Annotated in this window: 17 protein-coding genes; 3 read left to right on the top strand and 14 right to left on the bottom strand. The window is 37.7% G+C overall.

The window, feature by feature from the left end:
• Positions 1-26: 26 nt before the first annotated feature.
• Positions 27-455, bottom strand: a complete 429-nt coding sequence (locus CWD90_RS02485) for a DUF1801 domain-containing protein (RefSeq protein ID WP_103474574.1) — start codon at positions 453-455, stop codon at positions 27-29.
• Between the two features lie 403 nt (positions 456-858).
• Here CWD90_RS02485 and CWD90_RS02480 point away from each other — a divergent pair, with 403 nt between their 5' ends.
• Positions 859-2,196: a Gfo/Idh/MocA family protein gene (locus tag CWD90_RS02480; RefSeq protein WP_103474354.1), complete on the top strand. Its 1,338-nt coding sequence runs from the start codon at positions 859-861 to the stop codon at positions 2,194-2,196.
• Positions 2,197-2,510: 314 nt separating this feature from the next.
• On the opposite strand, the gene CWD90_RS02475 is transcribed toward CWD90_RS02480, so the two are convergent.
• From CWD90_RS02475 to CWD90_RS02460, 4 genes are all read right to left on the bottom strand, one after another.
• Entirely contained in the window at positions 2,511-3,233 is a 723-nt protein-coding gene (locus tag CWD90_RS02475) for a diguanylate cyclase (protein WP_103474353.1), read from the bottom strand.
• A gap of 330 nt (positions 3,234-3,563) precedes the next feature.
• Entirely contained in the window at positions 3,564-4,142 is a 579-nt protein-coding gene (locus tag CWD90_RS02470; RefSeq protein ID WP_103474352.1) for a YdeI/OmpD-associated family protein, read from the bottom strand.
• Positions 4,143-4,450: 308 nt separating this feature from the next.
• The gene (locus CWD90_RS02465) at positions 4,451-4,846 is read right to left on the bottom strand and encodes a hypothetical protein (protein WP_103474351.1); all 396 of its coding nucleotides are present in this window, start codon (positions 4,844-4,846) and stop codon (positions 4,451-4,453) included.
• An 87-nt stretch (positions 4,847-4,933) separates the two neighbouring features.
• Complete coding sequence (locus CWD90_RS02460) at positions 4,934-5,845, bottom strand: DUF5996 family protein (RefSeq protein ID WP_103474350.1); 912 nt, start codon at positions 5,843-5,845, stop codon at positions 4,934-4,936.
• A gap of 408 nt (positions 5,846-6,253) precedes the next feature.
• Here CWD90_RS02460 and CWD90_RS02455 point away from each other — a divergent pair, with 408 nt between their 5' ends.
• Complete coding sequence (locus tag CWD90_RS02455) at positions 6,254-7,441, top strand: hypothetical protein (RefSeq protein WP_157941146.1); 1,188 nt, start codon at positions 6,254-6,256, stop codon at positions 7,439-7,441.
• 437 nt (positions 7,442-7,878) lie between these two features.
• Here CWD90_RS02455 and CWD90_RS02450 read toward each other — a convergent pair whose 3' ends face one another.
• From CWD90_RS02450 to CWD90_RS02440, 3 genes are all read right to left on the bottom strand, one after another.
• A complete protein-coding gene (locus CWD90_RS02450; RefSeq protein WP_205161193.1) occupies positions 7,879-8,604 on the bottom strand; it encodes a polysaccharide deacetylase family protein in 726 nt (241 codons plus the stop codon).
• Complete coding sequence (locus tag CWD90_RS02445) at positions 8,591-10,375, bottom strand: glycoside hydrolase family 9 protein (protein WP_103474348.1); 1,785 nt, start codon at positions 10,373-10,375, stop codon at positions 8,591-8,593. Before CWD90_RS02445 ends, CWD90_RS02450 begins: the two co-directional genes overlap by 14 nt.
• Positions 10,376-10,628: 253 nt before the next feature.
• On the bottom strand, positions 10,629-11,678 hold the full coding sequence (locus CWD90_RS02440) for a ligand-binding sensor domain-containing protein (protein ID WP_103474347.1): 1,050 nt from the start codon (positions 11,676-11,678) through the stop codon (positions 10,629-10,631).
• A 205-nt stretch (positions 11,679-11,883) separates the two neighbouring features.
• Here CWD90_RS02440 and CWD90_RS02435 point away from each other — a divergent pair, with 205 nt between their 5' ends.
• Positions 11,884-12,516: a 7-carboxy-7-deazaguanine synthase QueE gene (locus CWD90_RS02435; protein ID WP_103474346.1), complete on the top strand. Its 633-nt coding sequence runs from the start codon at positions 11,884-11,886 to the stop codon at positions 12,514-12,516.
• Between the two features lie 558 nt (positions 12,517-13,074).
• Here the strand turns inward: CWD90_RS02435 and CWD90_RS02430 are convergent.
• The 6 genes from CWD90_RS02430 to CWD90_RS02415 all read right to left on the bottom strand — a co-directional run bounded on the left by CWD90_RS02430 (position 13,075) and on the right by CWD90_RS02415 (position 19,633).
• The gene (locus CWD90_RS02430) at positions 13,075-14,289 is read right to left on the bottom strand and encodes a DNA polymerase Y family protein (protein ID WP_103474345.1); all 1,215 of its coding nucleotides are present in this window, start codon (positions 14,287-14,289) and stop codon (positions 13,075-13,077) included.
• 389 nt (positions 14,290-14,678) lie between these two features.
• Positions 14,679-14,849, bottom strand: a complete 171-nt coding sequence (locus CWD90_RS23165) for a DUF6747 family protein (RefSeq protein ID WP_192877978.1) — start codon at positions 14,847-14,849, stop codon at positions 14,679-14,681.
• Between the two features lie 414 nt (positions 14,850-15,263).
• Positions 15,264-15,395 (bottom strand): acyl-CoA thioesterase domain-containing protein, encoded by a 132-nt coding sequence (locus tag CWD90_RS02425; RefSeq protein ID WP_262494939.1) that lies wholly within the window; start codon positions 15,393-15,395, stop codon positions 15,264-15,266.
• A 455-nt stretch (positions 15,396-15,850) separates the two neighbouring features.
• Positions 15,851-16,021, bottom strand: a complete 171-nt coding sequence (locus CWD90_RS23160) for a DUF6747 family protein (RefSeq protein WP_192877977.1) — start codon at positions 16,019-16,021, stop codon at positions 15,851-15,853.
• 1,160 nt (positions 16,022-17,181) lie between these two features.
• On the bottom strand, positions 17,182-18,048 hold the full coding sequence (tesB, locus tag CWD90_RS02420; protein ID WP_103474343.1) for an acyl-CoA thioesterase II: 867 nt from the start codon (positions 18,046-18,048) through the stop codon (positions 17,182-17,184).
• A 43-nt stretch (positions 18,049-18,091) separates the two neighbouring features.
• Positions 18,092-19,633 (bottom strand): acyl-CoA carboxylase subunit beta, encoded by a 1,542-nt coding sequence (locus tag CWD90_RS02415; protein ID WP_103474342.1) that lies wholly within the window; start codon positions 19,631-19,633, stop codon positions 18,092-18,094.
• Positions 19,634-19,664: the final 31 nt, after the last annotated feature.

Here is a 19,664-nt window from a genome sequence, read left to right as displayed (position 1 = left end):
CCAATTCCAAATTCCATCCTCAAAATTTATATACCCAAAGTAGGTAAATGTTTTACCTTGTGATAGGTTAGGGCTGCAGCAATGCAAGCTTGCAATTCCTCTTTTGGAATGGGGTCGTTTAAATGAAAAATTATGGCCCTACTGCCTTCGAACTTAAATATATTGTTGAAAACCATTTTAAAGGTGGGTACCAATTTACTGGTACACTTAAAGTACATGGCATACTGATCTGGGTTTTTGGGTTTCCAATCTATTCTAATGGTACTGCCCATATTGGTTAAATAACTGGGTTCGCTCCATTTCAGGGTTTCTTCCAATACTGTTAGGCCTTCTGTTTTCTTGGCAGATTCTATAATTAAATTCCGCAGGTATTCTATTTTCGTTCGTATCTCAGGAGGGTAATTGTCAAAAACCAATTCAACCTTGGGGTTCGACTTTATCTGTAAACTTGTCATAGTTGATAATTTGGATTTAAAATAGTTTGCAACCATCATATGGTTGGAATTATAAAATGAGTAGATAAAGTAAATTAATCCAATGGAATCAAAAAACTTTCCCAGATACCCTGTTTTATGCACCTAAAGTTAAAAAAAATACGAAAAACTCTAGTTGTTAACGTTAACGAATAAAAAAATAATGCTAACTTTCATTGCAAAAGTAAATAGCTGTCGATTTATTGTCCATAGCAATATGACTTTTTTGGATTACTAATGCCTTACGGGGTGGAAAGAATCAAGAGTCTACTTGGCTAAAACTAAGTGGTCATGGGGCTTTAGCTTAAAGGTTTAAACAGTGTATGTTATTGAAAGTCTAATAAAATTTACCGTGTAATTATAGTTAATGTAAATATAGAGTCAAATGAAATCAACGAGAAGATCCTTTATTAAAAGAACGGCTGTGGCCGGATCGGCTGTTATTGCTGCTCCTACCATAATCTCATCCACAGTTTTTGGAGCCAACGACCGTATTAATGCGGCCGTTTTGGGCGTCAATGGCCGTGGGAAAAGCCATATCCAAGGCTTGATGGCACAAAAAAATGTACGGGTAACCACCTTATGTGACCCGGACATGAACTTGTTGCGGGAGCGCCAACAGACCTTTAAGGAAACCTATAATAAAGATGTTGCCTTGGAGCAGGATCTTAGGCGGGTAATGGATGATAAGGATATTGACGTGGTTAGTATAGCAACGCCAAACCATTGGCACGCCCTTTCTGTAATTTGGGCCTGTCAGGCCGGTAAGGACGCCTATGTTGAAAAACCTGGATCGCACAATATCTGGGAAGGCCGTAAAATGGTGGAAGCCGCTGAAAAGTATGGTCGTATTGTACAGCACGGAGTTCAATTAAGAAGTTCTCCTGCCGTTAATGAGGCTATTAATCTAATGCGAGATGGATATATAGGTCGAGTATATATGGCCAGAGGTATTGTTTTTCGTTGGAGGGGAGATATCGGTGACCAAGGTTTCTCGCCTGTACCAGCAGGAATAGATTACGACCTGTGGACTGGGCCAGCTCCAAAGCGTCCGTTTACGAGGAATTTAGTGCATTACAATTGGCATTGGCACTGGGATTATGGAAATGGCGATGTGGGCAACCAGGGTATTCATGAAACTGATCTTTGTATGTGGGGATTGGATGTGGGGCTTCCAACAAAGATTACTTCTATGGGTGGTAAGTTCCTTTGGGACGATTGCAAGGAAGTGCCAGAAGTTCTTACGTCGGTATATAATTATCCTGAAGAAAGGAAAATAATACAATTTGAGGTACGTCCTTGGTGTACCAACTCCGAAGAAGGTGCTACTGTAGGCAATATTTTCTATGGAGATAAGGGAATATTGGTCGTAGACGGTTATGACAAGTATAAAACATATTTAGGACAGGACAGAACACCAGGTAAATCTGGTGAGGATGGTGGAGAGTCTGGATCTGGAATGGACCGCGGTGCTGGTGGTACGGACGGCCATTTTGCCAACTTTATAGAGGCAGTGCGCAAGCGCGATAAAACTATTTTGAACGGGCCAGTAGAAACGGCGCATCTTTCCTCAGGATTGGCGCATTTGGGCAATATTGCCTACAGGACGGGTCGTGTCCTGGACTTTAACCCAAAATCTGAATCTTTCGTAAACGATGCGGAAGCGGATAAGATGCTTAGAAGGGATTATCGTAAAGGATTTGAGGTTCCTGAAAATGTATAATTAGACAGAGCGCTATATAATGCCATTTACATTGAATGGTATGGCAGCTTAAAAACAATGCCCAAGGTCTTGAATCTTGGGCATTGTTATATTATGAATATCTTTTCCGTTTTTTATTCGGGAATTTTTTCACCGAAGGAGAGAGGTCAGAACTGCAATTTTTGGTAGGTCTCGGCGACGTAAAATAGAAAATTTCGGTTTTAGACTCTGAGGTCAATATGACGCCTATAATTATGGGAAGGGTAATACTTGTACTGTGCGCAGGCAAGATCCCCTATAGCCTGCCATTGGGAAAGTCTGTTTGAAGAATTGGACTAGGTTTTTTTCTTTTCATGGGGCTCAGTGTCCTGTCCCGTTTTTCCTTCTTTGCTAGATATATTTTGCATAAATACCGTAAATTCTTTTGTAAAATTATCTAAGTCCAGTGCTGAAGGTTTTAAATAACCGACAATTTTTTTTAATTCGTAAGTAGAATAATCTATTGATTCGTCAAGAAGGTTGGTAATGCCTAAAATTTGTGTAATAGGTTGCCTAACATTATGCGAAATCATGTGTATCATATCTTCTAGTCCCTCAATATAGTTTCTTAAAGATTCTTCGGTTTTAATAAGCTCGGTGTAAGCAATAGTAAGTTCTGATGCCAATTCTCTTTTTGCCCCATATTGCACAGCAAGTTCATTGTTCAAAATGATTAGCTCTTCAGCCCGTTTCTGTTTTTCATCTTTTTGAAAATTAAGTTCATCATTAGCAATGATTAGTTCATCTGCCCGATTTTGCTTTTCATCCCTTTGAAAATCAAGATTATTGTTTGCAGTGATTAGTTCATTGGCCCGTTTTTGTTTTTCATTTTTTTGAAAAGTAAGTTCTTTGTTTGCAATGATTAGTTCGGCAGCCCGTTCTTGTTTCATTTTATAATCAGTTACATTTTCATTTTTAAATTTAATTAGTTCAGCTTTTAATGTTTCAATTTCTACATTTTGAAACACTAATTCTCTTTTTAATCTTTGAAAATCTTCTATTTCTATTTTTTCATTCATGATTGAGAGATTTGAAGTGCCTACTCCATTAAAGTGGGTTGGTTTCAAAATCGTTTAAAACAGAGGTCCACGAAGAAATCCTACTTTGTTTAAAGGTAAGTGATTTTTTCTAATTGGAACGGGATAGGGTTACTTAGGCGGATGTTTCCATGGCTGAGAAATAAAAAATACCTTTTCTTTATGATAAAAATACTTGTAGGTTTTTACAAGGTTTGAATATTTTTTTATTGTTTGAAGCTTCAGAATGGGAACTAGGCAGTAGCTCGCTATTCATTGGTACTGTTTTTATACAGATTTCAGGTAGGGGATTTTAGTTATTATCTATCTTTATCAATCGTTTAATCCCTTGCCGTTGAGAATTTGCACCATACATTTTTCAATCCTAGATGTTCTGGTTTTGGATTGTTTGGGTTGGGAAAAATGGAGAAGATATCCTCTTTGTCGGCCTGGGGTGAGCGATTCAAAGGCAGATTTTAATTCAGGAGTTTCATCCAGTTTCTTTTGAAATTCCTCTGGCACTGTATATTCCTTGGTCTTTTTAAATTCTATTTTTAGCCCGGCTTTTTCGACCTCCATGGCCTCAAAGATATAGGCTTTCAGGGTTGCTTCCATCCCAGCTATTTCCTGAGCATTGGTAAACCTGATCTGCCGTGCTGCCTGTACATTCTCGGTTTGTTGAATAAGGATGTTATTGGTATCCTTTAATAGGGCACCTTTGTGGAAAAGCAGGGCACAATATTCTTTAAACCCATGTATTAAAACAATGTTTGTTTGCTTATAAGTATAACAAGGTTTGCCCCATTTTAATTCTTCGGATAGTCCACAGTCGAGAATAAGCTTTCTCAATTGCTTATAGGCGACCTGCCACTTACCAGCTTTATTAAAGAAAAAATCAACCTCGGGATTCATAGGGTCAGCGTTTTTAAATGTTATCTAAGGGGTTCTACTTTGTATATCAACTGGAAGTTTCCGATCAGAGACATCTTTTTGAATAAAAATAACGAATCTAAACTGTTTATAAAATGAAGGACTTTATGCTGGAACTGATCGATATTTGCCTTTGGTTATTTCATCCAAATAGCTTTTGATTTCTTTTTGTAGCTTGTTTATTCGCTTTTTCAAATCAATTTAATTTCTTTTGATTATTGATGCCTGAATTGAACTAGCTTCCAGTTAGTAATTGTTTACGTTTATCATTAAAAAATTTAAGCCCTGGTTTAGCGTGTTCGTTTTTTGTCTTTTGTTAAAATTACCCAAATCAGAAATGAAAAGCCAAAAGTTATAATTGCGAAAAACTTCTCGAAATTTGTTTCTGCAAAAATATTTCCAAGGGTGTTAAATCCAAAAATCACTAAAAATGCCCATAAGGCTAGGTTAACAAATTTCAGTGGTATAAATTCCTTTAAATATTTTCCTTTTATTAAAAGAATAGCGAATAGAAAAAAATTGATTGCCATTGAAATAGTTTCAAAAACATACATTGAAGAATCATTTTTTAGTCTTCCTCCCCAAGCGATTTCATAGGGTATTATTTTTAATATTATACTTAAATGAAAGAGCATTACCGCTACTAAAGACCAGAGCATTAATCTAATCGCAATTTTAGAATTCATTCTTGTTTCAATTTTCTTGCAAGGACATACGAGTGCCTTAATAAGATGGTCACATTAATGCGGATAGCTCCTAGGCCAACCGTGTTTTTACTTCTTTTCTAATTTAGTCCGATCCCATTTAGAAGTGTTAGCTGCCGCTATATAGGTTGTTCTTAAAAAGTCATGTAATGTTGCTTCCGGATTTTTTGAATTTTGTACATCTTCATATTTCAAGAAAAACTCCCCCATTTCGGGGCTATAAAAAGCCTCTTTCGGTAAAACTTTTTGCTCTCCAAAACTGGCGTCACTTGGGTAGGCGTAGGCATAAAAAACGGGGTTGGGAGAATCCTTAGAGCCAGGCCAAAAACCGGCACTGCATACCTCTTGGGAATAGGCTTCCTGCATTACGTCCAAAGGCATATTGGGCATACCTCCTTGATGAAGAGGAGCTGGGTTTCCTGAAAATCGGGTAACTGCCAAGTCGAATGCACCCCAAAACAAATGGACTGGACTGGCTTTGCCTATAAAATCGCTTCTGAATTCATTAAAAACGGCATTCACTTTTAACATGGCTCTCCAAAGTGCATTCGCCACATCTGGATCATAGGATTTATTGATCACATTCTCAGAGAATGGAATTGCAGGGTCCATTTCATTTGGCTTGGAATGAATATTTATATTAATGCCAATACTGGATAACTTTTCGAATAGTTCCTTATAAAAGTTGGCAACAGTTCTTGGTTTTAAGTCCATAGACACTGTTGCTGCATTTGAACATTGAATAAAGAGTTTATGCGTTTTGAAATTAAAATCTATTTGGAATATTCGCCCCTGAAATGTAATACCATTGGTTGAATATCCTGTCGGGGTAATATAAAGGGTGGTATGCCAAGAGTGATTTTGCCAGGGCATGGTCTTTAGACGTATTTTTCCAACGATTTGTAACCATTGGTGAAGTGTTTCAATGGTGTCTTGCATATCTGCAAAATTTAATACTGGCCAATGCTGTTCATTTTTCATTTCATTTTTATTAATACTCACATACGGTGAGTGGATGGAATGTAGCGAGTATAAGATAATGCATTTTCAGTTTAATGCAGAGTCAAATTGTTATATTTTGCTGTTATCCTATAAGTTTTGAAAGCTGAAAAGGAACATTTCTAGCGCTTTTGGAATAGGCAAAAACCTTTTGAAAAGCCAATAATGAGGGTGTTTTTAGGGGTGTAGGTATATGCACTTCTTTAATCGCGGGTTATTACAAAGGGTCATTAGTTCCTAAATATAGGGGCCACATTACATACCGAAATTCAAATTATTCCATACTTTTATTGGCAAAGATTGGTTGCAAATTATTAAGATGCAGATAACCTTTCTTTCAACTAGCTCCTAAATTTAAAAAGTTAATTTAGCTGCCAACTTAGTAATACTATGAAACTAAAATGCACTTTACTTCTATTTCCGCTGCTCTTTTGTCTATTGTTATGTGGAAACGTGTCATATTCCCAAACAACAAAAACACCGGAAGTTTTCTTAGACCCTATCTTCAAGGTTAATTATGGGGATGCTACAGCGGATAAGCCCCAATCAAAATCATGGACAACTGATCATGGGCAATGGCTAATAGTTGGTGATGAAGATGGACCTAAACTATTAAAAAGAGATGCTTCAGGATGGACGAGTCAATCTGCGGTGAATCAGGCATGGCATACTTTGCCGAGCAAGGCCGATGTATTCAGCAAAGGAAATGAGGCGCAAATAGTGCTAGTTGGAGAATGTGCTTTGAATGTAGTTCAAATAACTTATTCTCGCCATAGCAAGCAATATGAGCATCAATGGAAGGCTAATCTGCCCATTCCTCAGGACTGCCACTCCATTGAAACTGCCACTATTACAAAAGATTCAAAAAATCAATATTGGGTTTGTGCGGACATGAATGAAAAAATTATGGTTTGGCATTCCTCCAATGGACAAGATTGGTCGGATCCATTTACATTGGCAGATAACATCAATAAAGATGATATCTCCTTAATAGCCCAACTAAAAAATCAAGTATCAGTTATCTGGTCTAACCAAAATACCCAATCCATCATTGAGCGAATTCACTATGACGGGGATGCTCCTAATAACTGGTCAGCACCTATAATTGTACAAGAGGGTGATAATAATGCAGACGATCATTTAAATGCTACTGTGTTTAAAAATGGGGAAATGGCTTTGGTCACCAAGAACAGTGTGGACAAGATCAATCAACCTCAGTTTGTATTGCGAGTAAGGGATCGGAAGGGTAAATGGTCAAACATTCCATACGAAAACCTCAAGCCCGGATTTAGTCCTAGCCGTCCTATTATCAATCATATTGAATCAGGGAAAATATTTGAAGTGCATTCAGTGAAAAATCGAGAGAATAATCGATATTATATTTCTGTCAATGAAATAGTAAAGCAGAAAGATGGCTGGGAGTTTAGGGAACTCATCCAATTAAAAACCAAAATAAATGGAAAAAATGGTGATGCTACTTCTAGTAAGGCCAGCTTTTTACCCAATGAAGCGAAACTAATATTTTTCTCTGATGATTTGGGAAATGTTTATTCGTTTGACCTAGATACGTTATTATAGGTTTAGCTTTTTTTTCAAGAACTATTGTCCTTCCCCGAACTCATCATATGTAAAAACATATTGTTTAAAAGGTCTTTTTAAGGCTCGACTAGGTAGAGAAGTTAGCAGAGGTCATAGTAGTTGCTGGAAACGAACTGATATCAAAATCAGAGGTCTCACAAGCGATGAAGGACCGAACGTAAATTTCCTTGAAATTAGAATAGGAATTCACTTTGTTGTATAGTCTATTCATAAAGTAGCGGATAGCTTTAGTTGGTGAAAAGAACAGCTATGTGATGATTTACGAACCGCCGTATACGAGACCCGTACGTACGGTGGTGTGAGAGGCGCACTCCGTCAGTCAATGGCGGAGCCGTATACTCGATTGTGCGGTCGTTATTTCTCTTTTCATTAAAAATATTTGATGTTTCGTAAATCTTGATCCACCTTTGTAAAAATTAAAATTTCGAAAATTGATAGCCTTCCTTCTTTAATTTACTAATTAGTTGATCTAGGTGTAAATAGAATTTATCCTTTCTTCTTGGGCTAGTACCAGGATGAATTAGTAAGTGAAAACCATTCATGCTATTTAATGATAGGTAGCTATATATACTTTCTAAAATATCATTACTTGAGATGTAGTTGGGCATATCGGGTGTTGTATAATCAGCATTGGAACGAGTACCGCTAGAAAAATTGACCGTTATTTGGTCTAATTGTGAGGCAATATGAACCACTTTTTTATTGTACCATTCATAAGGTGGCATAAAATATTTTGGTCGAATTCCTAGTTTTTTCAACGCATGTAGGTTCTGTAAGATATCCTCTTTTATACGATTTTCTGAATGTAAAAGACTGTCTCTTTTTGTCCAGTCACAGTACAAGAGATGTTTGTCCGAATGAGCTCCCACAAAGTGTCCTTTTTTTGCAATACCTTGTACTAAGGCCTCGTTGTTCCGTACAAAATCGCCAGTAAAAAAGAATGATCCTTTCACTTTTTGCTTATTTAGAACATTAAGCACATATTCAAAACCTTCAATATGGTCATGACCTGTAAAACATAGATAGATATTTTTCTTTAAGGTATCTGACCTAATAATTGCGCCTTCCTTATCAAATATACTTTGTGCATAAAGTGATATACTAATTAGTATAAATAAGAAACTTAAATTAATTCTGTTCACTGCTTAACTTGGTTAAAATAAGAAGTAATTCCGCCGAACCATCTAAGGTTGGCTCATTTGTACTATAATCTGCCCAATCATCCATATACTTGATGTGCTTAGGTTGTAAATGGTTATATTCATCAGGTTCTGATGGCGTAATTCCTATCATTTTATCATGAATAGTGGACCAAAGTGGACCATCAACAAGACTTCCTTTTATTGGTTTTTTATAAATTCTCCAAAATGGCATATGTACATCAACTGGGGTATCAGTATTTTCTGGAATTTCTGTAATCATACTCGAATTCCATGGGTTTAAGCCTAATAACCAATCTATATGATTTTGCATTAGAACACGATATTTTGTTGAACCTGTCATTTCTTCATACAGCATTGCTTGCGTGGAGACAGCTGCTGCTAAATTATTGGAGCACCATATAAACAATTGCCCTGCCCCATAAGGGTTTTCATCCGCTCTCTTTTTTATGTTTTCTAGATTGTGGCCATAATAGTCGACCATTTCTTTTTTATCTTTTGAATTACCAACTTGCCATAATGCATAATGTCCCATGTTTACATATGGATACATCTCGTAGTGGCTGGTGGAGTCTCGTTCCATCCAAGACCAATTACCAATGATTTTAGCGTATTTTCTTGCGTCTTTCAGGAATTTTTCATCTTTGGTAATCTTATATAAAGAAGCCGCCGCCCATTCCATATCGTCGGCCCAAGTATTTTCTTCATAACGATAGGGAGCACCAAAACTGTTTCCTTGTTGGTATCCTTCTTGCTGTTTTCCCATATTGTAAAGTTCGTGTGCGGCATTCAGACATGTTTGTGCAAAAATTTCATATTCCTCAAACTGGCTAAACACTTCATACCCCAGTACCAGGGTAGCAGCTGAACGACCCGCTAAATTTGCAATTCCTGTAGCCTTACTTTTGTATTTCGAAAGACCTTGTGGCTTGCCTGTAGCAAAATAAACAGGCCTAAAACTATTTGGCCCCCATCCATAATCAGCATTTTCTTCATGAGGAAGTTTAAAACCTTTGTGGTCTCTATCATCCGCTACTTGATGGTACAACTCATCTGGGCTTGGATGTAGTTTCAATATCCATTCCAGGCCCCACTTTGCTTCATCTAGTACGTCGGGTAATTTATTTACACCATCTAAGCCTCTAGCATCAACTTTATCCTGAAAACTACTTGGATCCATTTGATAGGCCATTAATAATCTAGCAGTTGTATTGCTACTTGTTATTAGATATTTTAATTGGTCACCAGCATCGTGCCAACCACCAGTGGCATCAATTCTAGTAGAATCTAATCTTTTACCAAAAAAACTTAACCCGTCTTTTTGATGACAGAACTCCTTCGTGTAAGGATTAAACCCACAACGTTGTGTTCTTATAAAACTAACGACATCTTCTTGCCATTTGGGATAAGGTTCAATCGAGAAAGGTTGACTAGTAATTTCACTTTCTTTAAGTTTAAAGAAATAGTTTCCACTTTTTTCAAAATCAGAAAAATCTACTGTATAGTAATGAGAAAATGGATGCCAAGACTCTTCATGAAGTAAGGACTTGTACTCTTTTAGAGTTACTCCTTTCTCATTTTTTAATATCAATATTGGATTGTTCAGTATTCCTTTACTAAGAATAACTGCTTTTTTGGGCATATTGCTTGGGTAGCCTTGTAAGTTAACTCTAATCTCTACCTCAGATTGTGCATGAGAATTAGTGACATAAACTCCAAACAACAGCATATATAATATTCGAATAATACTCATAAGACATTGCTTCTTTTACTACTTAATTTCATTACTCCATTTTTTTACATTACTGCCAACGACTATGAATAAGAATAGTGCGGTTTTGTATGCGAGATTTTTCCGAAGGAAAATCAGATGTAACAAATCAGCACTAACATTTGATTAAGCACTAACTACCGCATTATTTTTGTACGGTGTTCTCGGTAGTAATTTTTTATATTTACAATCCGATTTGAACACAATTTCATCTTATAATTGTTTGCTATACACATTACTTCTGACCCTCTTTACCTTTAAAGGCGGAAATGGTATTTCCATCATAACGATATACCCCATCTAAAGCGCCGAACCAAATACCTCCATCATTAGCTTCTAAAATCCCAAAAATCATTCCTCTATTATCTTCATATTCTGATACTATTTCGGTTACAGTTGGCTTTTTATTTGACAATGCCTTTTCATCATAACGGGAAAGCAACCATCTTCGGTCATTAGACCTTTGTGAACCAGTCCAAATGTTTCCATTTTTATCTTCGTAGATACACCCAACAAAATTCTGTGTGAAATTGGTAAATGTACGACCGTCATAGCGCCAAAGGCCATCAGTTCCGCCGAGCCAAATATTGCCTTTTTTATCTTCGATTATAGTACGAACATTTATAAAAGGTTTGCCATTATGGGTAATAACGGTAAATGTTTTTCCATCATAAACGGAGGCCTTACCACCTGTGCCAAACCATAATTTTCCAGTTTTATCTTCAATAATAGAATTAACATCATTGTGGGGAAGTTCTTCTTTGATTGTAAAATTTCGAAAAGATTTCCCATTGTACCTGCTTGCTCCGCCTTCAGTACCGAACCAAATATTGCCGGTTTTATCTTCATAAATATCAGTAACTCGATCATTGGCAAGTCCGTCCATTTTTGTAAAATTCAGAAAGGAGTTCCCATCGTAATAATAAACCCCTGAACCAACAGAACTAAACCAAAAATTTCCTTTTCTATCTTCTAAAACAGAAAAGAAGCGAGCCGAACTTACTTTACTTGTGATATTGGTAAACGATTTTCCATCATACCGAAAAATACCGTCAAATGCAGCAATCCAAATGTTGCCCTTTCTATCTTGCTTGATAGTACGAGTGATATTGTTAGGTATGGTGGAAGTGATTACATCTTTGGTTAAAGGTCCTTGGGGAGTGATTATGTCTTTGGTTTCGGACTGGATAGTATCTTTTGGTAGCTCAGTCTTTTTTTGTCTTTTACATAAAGTGCAAAAAATAAACATCAAGAACAAAGCCAATAATTTTATGATTTTCTTCATTTATTACAGAGAACAATTGTATATAGTTACTAGTAGCTATATATCTTTTATTTATCCTTTTTCAAACACATATTGTACGAATGTGCCATGGGCATTTATTAAGGTTTAATTTACAATATTTTTTAATGTGCTAGGGTTAAGAGGTATTGTAATATCTTTTTCTTAATTAGTAGTAGTAGAGCGGGGTATTTTCTATCTTTGCGCCATGGTAAAAGAAGATGTTTTAGCGTTGGTCGACCAGGGCCTAATGCTGCCGTTAATGGAAGAGTTTTACACTATTCAGGGCGAAGGGTTCCACAAGGGAACCGCTGCTTATTTTATTCGTGTGGGTGGTTGCGACGTAGGTTGCCATTGGTGCGATGTTAAGGAGAGCTGGAATGCGGACACCCATCCGCCAACGGGCATAGACCATATTGTGGCCAATGCGGCTAAACATTCAGATACCATAGTCATTACCGGGGGGGAACCACTCACCTGGGATATGGGCCCCCTAACAGATGCACTAAAGACTAAAAATCTAAAAATCCATATAGAAACTTCTGGAGCCTATCCACTTTCAGGAACCTGGGACTGGATCTGTCTTTCCCCCAAAAAGAATAAGTTGCCCGAAGGTATTATCTATGACAAGGCACATGAATTAAAGATGATCGTGTATAATAAGCACGACTTTATTTTTGCCGAGGAACAAGCGGCCAAGACCAATAAGGACTGTATTTTGTACCTGCAACCGGAATGGAGCGTAAGGGATAAGGTGACTCCTTGGATCGTAGATTATGTAATGCAAAACCCCAAGTGGAAAGTGTCTTTGCAAACGCATAAATATTTGAATATTCCGTAGACGTAAGTTGAATGTTCAAAGTTGGAAAGTTCAAGGTTAAGGCTCTTTGAATACTAGATACTAACTACTCAATTCTCAATACTGATTACCCACAACTGTGTACTGGCGCCACTGCAATTAACAGATTGCCGCGCTGCGCCTCCCTTTCGGTAGGCTGGCTAGCAATGACGTTTTAAAAAAAGCCTCCCTATATCAGGAATGTAAAATTATCATTATGAACATCCCTGATTAGAGTTGACCGATTTAATTAATTAATTGATTGTCAACTGCCAACTGCCAACTGTCCACTGATTATTGACCACTGATTACTGATTACTGAATACCACCCATTGTTAATTGTTTATTGTCCACTGCTAATTGCTCATATCCCGCTATCTTCTCCTCCGATTGTCGGAGAATCCACCTCCCTTCGCACTTCGACTCCACTAATAGCACAGGGCTGACGGGAAGAGCTTTTTTGTTTTATGCCCATTAAGAAACAATCCTGTTGTCAGGGCTTTTAATTTTCCTACTGCAACTCGTTTTTAAACTTTCCAACTTTGAACTTTTAATACAGTCTCACTGTTTCCTATGTGCCAATACTATCGGGGGTTGTCCGTTGAACGGATTCTGCATTCTGCCAATGGTCTTGGCTCCCATACCGGAGGCCCTTATAACACTTTTGTCCCCATAGCGTTCCCTGATCTTGTCCAAGGCGCTGTATAGATTTAATATCTCCTCGGTGTCGTCGAATAAATTGATCTGGTAGTGGCCCTGTACCAAATGACTGAAGCGAATACCTACCAACCGGATCAAGAGTCTCTTGTTGTAAAGTCTATTGAAGAGGTCCAAGATTTGGGGAATCAGAATATGGTCTGCACTGGTGTAAGGAATTTTTAGTTGTTTGGAATAGGTATTAAAATCCGAATAACGAATTTTTACAGCAATACAAGCGGTAAGTTTTTTTCCCCTCCGTAATTGATAGGCCAGATTCTCTGTCATGGCAATAAGGATCCCACGTAGTTTAATGACATCTATGGTATCCTTGTCAAAAGTACGTTCGGTGGAAATGGATTTACGTTCGGAAAAAGGGATAACAGGGGTATTGTCTATGCCATTGGCCCGCTTCCAAATTACGCCCCCGTTGGCACCCAATACCCGCTGCATCATATCCATGGGCATTTCTTGAATGGTTTTTATTTGTCGTAACCCTAAATTCCGGAGAGTCTGATAGGTTTTGTCACCCACCATAGGTATTTTTTTAATAGATAAAGGCGCTAAAAATAGCTTCTCGTACCCTAAATCTATCCTTAATTCATTATTGGGCTTGGCTTCATTGGTGGCTACTTTGGATACCACCTTATTAGCCGATAGACCAAAGGAAATGGGAAGTCCGGTTTCTTTAATAATTTTATGGCGTAGCTCGGTAGAATATTGATGGCAGCCATAAAACCGGTCCATTCCGGTTAGATCGGCGTAAAATTCATCGATACTGGATTTTTCGAATAGAGGTACGTGTTCTTTAATAATATCGGTTACGATATCGGAATGCTTGCTGTAGTTTCCTGCATTCCCTTTTATGACAATAGCCTCTGGGCAAAGTTCCTTGGCCATTTTCATAGGCATGCCGGAATGTACTCCAAAACCTCTGGTTTCGTAGCTGCATGCTGCCACCACCCCTCTGTCGCTAACGCCACCAACCAGTATGGGCCTATGCTCCAATTTACTGTCTTGAAGTCGCTCTACGGATACAAAAAAAGTATCCAAATCCAAATGTAGTATTGTTTTGTTCATTGCACACCAAAAAAAGGTATGCTAAATTATGGAATATATCCATGAATTAGGATAATATCCAATATTTATTTTAAAAGTAACTTTATCCTTAGGTCAACATGATAAAATGTAACCTAATTAAGTTGTTCAGATAGGGGGAACTAACATAACATCAAAAAAAATAAGAAGATGGTATAAAGTTGAAAGTGTACAAAACCTAATGATTTGGAAGCAAAAATATGCTATTCAAAGGTGTATAGCATAATCGAGAAAAAGGCAAGGAAAAAGCAAAGGAAAACTAAGAGCAACAACAACTTTAGTGTTATTGGAACTTCAAATCCATCACTTTTTCCTACCAACAATTCCTTTAAATACTGCATAACTTTCATACTAATGCATTTCGTCTTTTTTTAATCCCAAGCAAATCCGGTAGACAATCTAAATATGAAAGCGTACAATACTACGGCAAACATAGCTATACTGAACCATAAGAAAGCTTTGAAATAATTTCTAACAATGATGTTACCTAGGTTCTTAAATCCTTCGGCATAAATTTCTTTAACGAGTAATAATGTTTTCATCCTTTTTGTTTAATGTTATAGGGCAAAATTCGACTAGCATTGCCCTAAATGGAAATTTAGTTGTTAAAAGGAATAAAAACGGGTCAAAAAACGAGTAGAAAAATTTTGCTCGGATGTATGGTTATTTACAAAGGATAAACCGCAATTGGGCCCCTGAACATGAGAGGTATTTCAAGGGTGTTAATGGCGGTTTAACGGAGGGTAGTTGGTCTATAAGAGCCTGAAAATATTTGACTTGGGAAAGATTGGTCCAAGACACGTTCTCTGGAACAAGCAAGGGTATTGCTTTATACAGAAATCTTTTTGTATTGCTTTATCCAGAATTAGACGGCTCTAAAAACTTGTTATAATAGTATACTTTCCAAGAAGGTATGAGGTATTTTGTAAGTTAATATGAGGCTATTGCCAATGGCATTAATCTGTTCTAGTGTTACGCATTAATCCTTCTTGTGCCACCGAGGCGACAAGAACACCATTTCTGTCAAAAATACTTCCTCTGGAAAAACCTCTTGAATTAGAAGCACTGGGACTGTCCATGGTATACAAAAGCCATTCCCTTTCTTAGTTCTTCACGATGGGGTAGGGAATCTTTAACAAACTATAATTATATATAGGTCGATAATTCCTGTTGCTGGGAAGTTGACTTTTATTTTCCTTAGAAGTATGCCTATAATTATGGGTACTAGGAATAATTCGCTTCCAGAGAATTCTTTTCTCTAGGCAATGATGAAAAGAATAGTCCTACCTTATTTAAAAATAATAACTATTCTATATGCAATTAAGATAATGGGACTTGGTTAAATGGATAAAATCGCTATGGATTTCGTAACCGAGTTATTTTCCTAATAAGAGTATAGCAAAATAGAGGCCAATGATAAGAAAAAGCAAAGGAACACAAAAAACAATAATTTCAGTGTAATTGAATCGTCCATGCCTTCACTTTTTTCTATCAAAAATTCTTTTGCCAACTGCATACTTTTCATACTCAAGTATTTTCTTATTTAGTCCCAAGCAAATCCGGTAACCAATCTAAAAATGAAAGCGTACAATACTACGGCAAACATGGCTACACTGAACCACATAAAAGCTTTAAAATAATTTCTAACTATAACGTTTCCTACGTTTCTAAACCCTTCGGCATAAATTTCTTTAACGAGTAATAATGTTTTCATATTTTTTGTTTAATGTTATATGGCAAATGTCAAACAGTCATGCGCTAAATGGAAATTTAGTTGTTAAAAGGAATAAAAACGAGTTCAAAAACGAGTAGAAAAATTTTGCAAGGATGTATGGTAGCATATAAATGATAAACTGCAACTAAGCTATTGCCCTTGAAAGCTATTTCAAGGGTATATATAACAATTAAGAAGGGGCATTTGGTATGTTGGCTATAAAGTATTTAGTCAAAAAACGTTTGGTCCAAGACACCTTCTAAGGAACAAGTAAGGGTGTGTTTTGTACAGAAATCTTTTTGTATTGCTTTATTCAGAATTAGACGACCCTAAAAATGGATCAATCCCAATTGTTGGATGTAAATTGGAAAAAGATAGAAAAGTCTATTCTAGAATTCGTGCTCTGTTCATTTTTTGCATCGCCCAAAAAACGAACCAAAATCCCGATAACTATCGGGAGTAGGCTGATTTTAAATTTCTTTAAATCCACGCACTTTCCACAGCCGCACCGTCCAGGCCGCTTTCACTAAGGTGAAATGCTCTTTGGACGGCTACCTAGACCCAATGTGGAAACTACTTGATTTGAGACGAAATTGAAAATAGGCCGTTCCTTTGTTCTTTCAACCTACTTAGTTCAGATAAATCATTGACCAGCCTTGAACATTGTGCTCAAAGTTTATGGTTTGCTTGGTCTTCTTCTGTAGTGGAGATGTCATGGCCGTAAAGAATTATTGAGGCCTTGGAAATAATTTAGGCCATGGCATCGGTCCATAAAATCCCAAGATTTTATGGACCACCTAGCGAAGAAGGGTCTTTTCTTTTGTTTCGTTTTATTCATTGCCTGTTTATTTTAGAATAAGGTATTCATGAACCTCCTGCGTCGGTTTCATTGGAAAGCAAAGAAATCGAAGATTCACGAAAACAGATAAAAGACAATAAAAACCACCTGAGTAAAATGAAAGAATAATTTCAACTTAAGTTTTAATCAATTCTTTATGATAAACAAAACTAACGATTTAAAAATGCGACAAATTATATCAATCCAATTTTTGCAGAAACACAACCATTAATAATGATTCCTAAAAACTTGTTATAATAGGATTCTTTCCAAGAAGGTATGAGGTATTTTGTAAGTTAATATGAGGCTATTGCCAATGGCATTAATCTGTTCTAGTGTTACGCATTAATCCTTCTTGTGCCACCGAGGCGACAAGAACACCATTTCTGTCAAAAATACTTCCTCTGGAAAAACCTCTTGAATTAGAAGCACTGGGACTGTCCATGGTATACAAAAGCCATTCGTCTATTTTAAAATTGCGGTGAAACCAAATGGCATGGTCTATACTGGCATAAAAAGTCTTTCCCTTTCTAAGTTCTTCACGATGGGGTAGGGAAGCGGTCGTAAGAATGTTGTAATCCGAGGCATACGCCAATAATTGCTGTTGAAGGGGCAAATCGGCTTTTACCTTTTCCGTGGCACGCATCCACATATGGTTAAATGGTGGGCCGTTTTTTGCAAGCAGGGCCGTTAGGCGTTCTACCGGTTTAAATTCAAATACCTTGGGATGGGTAAGCTTTATAAGATTATAGGAGTCCGGATCTGTTTTTTCCATTTCCTCAATTTGCTCCAAGCTGTTCATTAATTTTTTCGGAGTAATTAAATTTGGCATGGTAATCTGATGTTCTACCCCATCTTCCCTCACTTGAAAAGATGCCGCCATATTAAAGATGGCCTTACCGTTTTGTTTTGCTACCACCCTACGGGTAGTAAAACTACGTCCGTCCCTTAGACGATCTACTTCATAGGTAATGGGTATGCTCAAATCGCCTCCCAAAATAAAATACCCGTGCATGGAATGGGCCATTTTATCGTTGGATACTGTTTGGTAGGCCGCATGTAAAGACTGTCCCAATACCTGTCCCCCAAAGACTCGACCCCAAGGGGCCTGATAGTTTTGTCCCACAAAGGTATTGTCGTTGATACGCTCCAAGGTTAGTAATTGTATAAGTTCTTCTAAATTGCCCATGAGATGTTATTGATTCAAAATTACTTTAAGTGATCAGGAAATATTACAAAGGTATGTTTCCATGTTTTTTCTTGGGCAAATTCACCACCTTATTTTCTAATAGGGCAAAAGCCTTTATTAATTTTCTACGGGTATTCCTAGGGAAGATGACTTCATCTATAAATCCTCTTTCCGCTGCACTATAGGGATTGGCAAACTTATTGGCATATTCCTCCTCTTTTTCCTTAAGCTTAGCTTCCGGGTCATCTGAAGAGATGATTTCTTTTCTAAAGATGATCTCACTGGCTCCTTTGGCGCCCATTACCGCAATTTCGGCTCTTGGCCAGGCATAGTTGAGGTCTGCTCCAATATGTTTGGAATTCATTACATCATAGGCTCCGCCGTAAGCTTTTCGGGTAATAACGGTGACTTTAGGAACAGTGGCCTCACTAAGGGCATACAACAGCTTGGCTCCATTGGTAATGATACCGTTCCATTCCTGATCGGTACCCGGTAAGAATCCAGGAACATCCACCAATACCAGAAGTGGAACATTGAAACAATCGCAGCAGCGAGTAAATCGGGCTGCTTTTTTGGAACTGTTCACATCTAAAACACCGGCCAAACTCATGGGCTGATTGGCTACGATCCCAATACTTTTTCCCGCCAATCTTGCAAAGCCTACGACTATATTTTCCGCATAGTGTTTGTGGACCTCAAAGAATGGTGAGTCATCAATAATTTCATTGATGATATGACGCATGTCATATGGCTGATTTGCATTCTTGGGAATAATGTTTTCCAACTTTTCCCGAATCTCCGTATTTAGGGAATAGGGGAGTGGTTTGGGAACTTCCTCACAATTCTGGGGTAAAAAACTAATGAGTTTCTTTATTTGAGCAATGCATTCCAAATCGTTTTCAGCCGTAAAATGGGTAACCCCGGATTTGGTGGCATGGGTCATTGCCCCGCCCAGTTCCTCAGAACTAACCTCTTCATTAGTCACCGTTTTTACAACATTGGGTCCGGTGACGAACATATAACTCGAATTTTCCACCATCAAGGTAAAATCGGTCATAGCTGGGGAGTAAACCGCTCCCCCTGCACAGGGCCCCATAATAGCAGATATTTGTGGGATAACGCCAGAGGCCATTACATTCCTATGAAAGATATCTGCATATCCACCTAGCGATCGGACCCCTTCCTGTATCCTTGCGCCTCCACTATCGTTCAGTCCAATAATGGGCACTCCTATTTTCATGGCCATATCCATTACCTTGCAAATTTTTTCGGCATGGGTCTCGGAAAGGGAGCCTCCGAATACGGTAAAATCTTGGGCAAAAACGCAGACCTGTCTGCCGTTAATAGTTCCATAACCGGTTATCACCCCATCGCCATAAAAAATTTGTTTGCCCATACCAAAATCATTGGTTCTATGGGTGACCAAGGCACCTAACTCTTCAAACGAACCTTGGTCCAACAAAAAATGAATGCGCTCCCGAGCGGTAAGCTTGCCCTTGTCATGTTGGGTGTCAATACGTTTTTGGCCGCCACCTAATTTTGCGAGGGCAATTTTATCTTCGAGTGATTTTATTTTTTCCTTCATAAAGCAATGTTTTTTGCCGTTTAAAATTAGG

Origin of the sequence: Arenibacter catalasegens (assembly GCF_002909235.1) — a bacterium.
GTDB classification, from domain to species: domain Bacteria; phylum Bacteroidota; class Bacteroidia; order Flavobacteriales; family Flavobacteriaceae; genus Arenibacter; species Arenibacter catalasegens.
The sequence above is the reverse complement of the archived record's forward strand: the minus strand, read 5'-3'. Positions and strand labels throughout refer to the sequence as shown.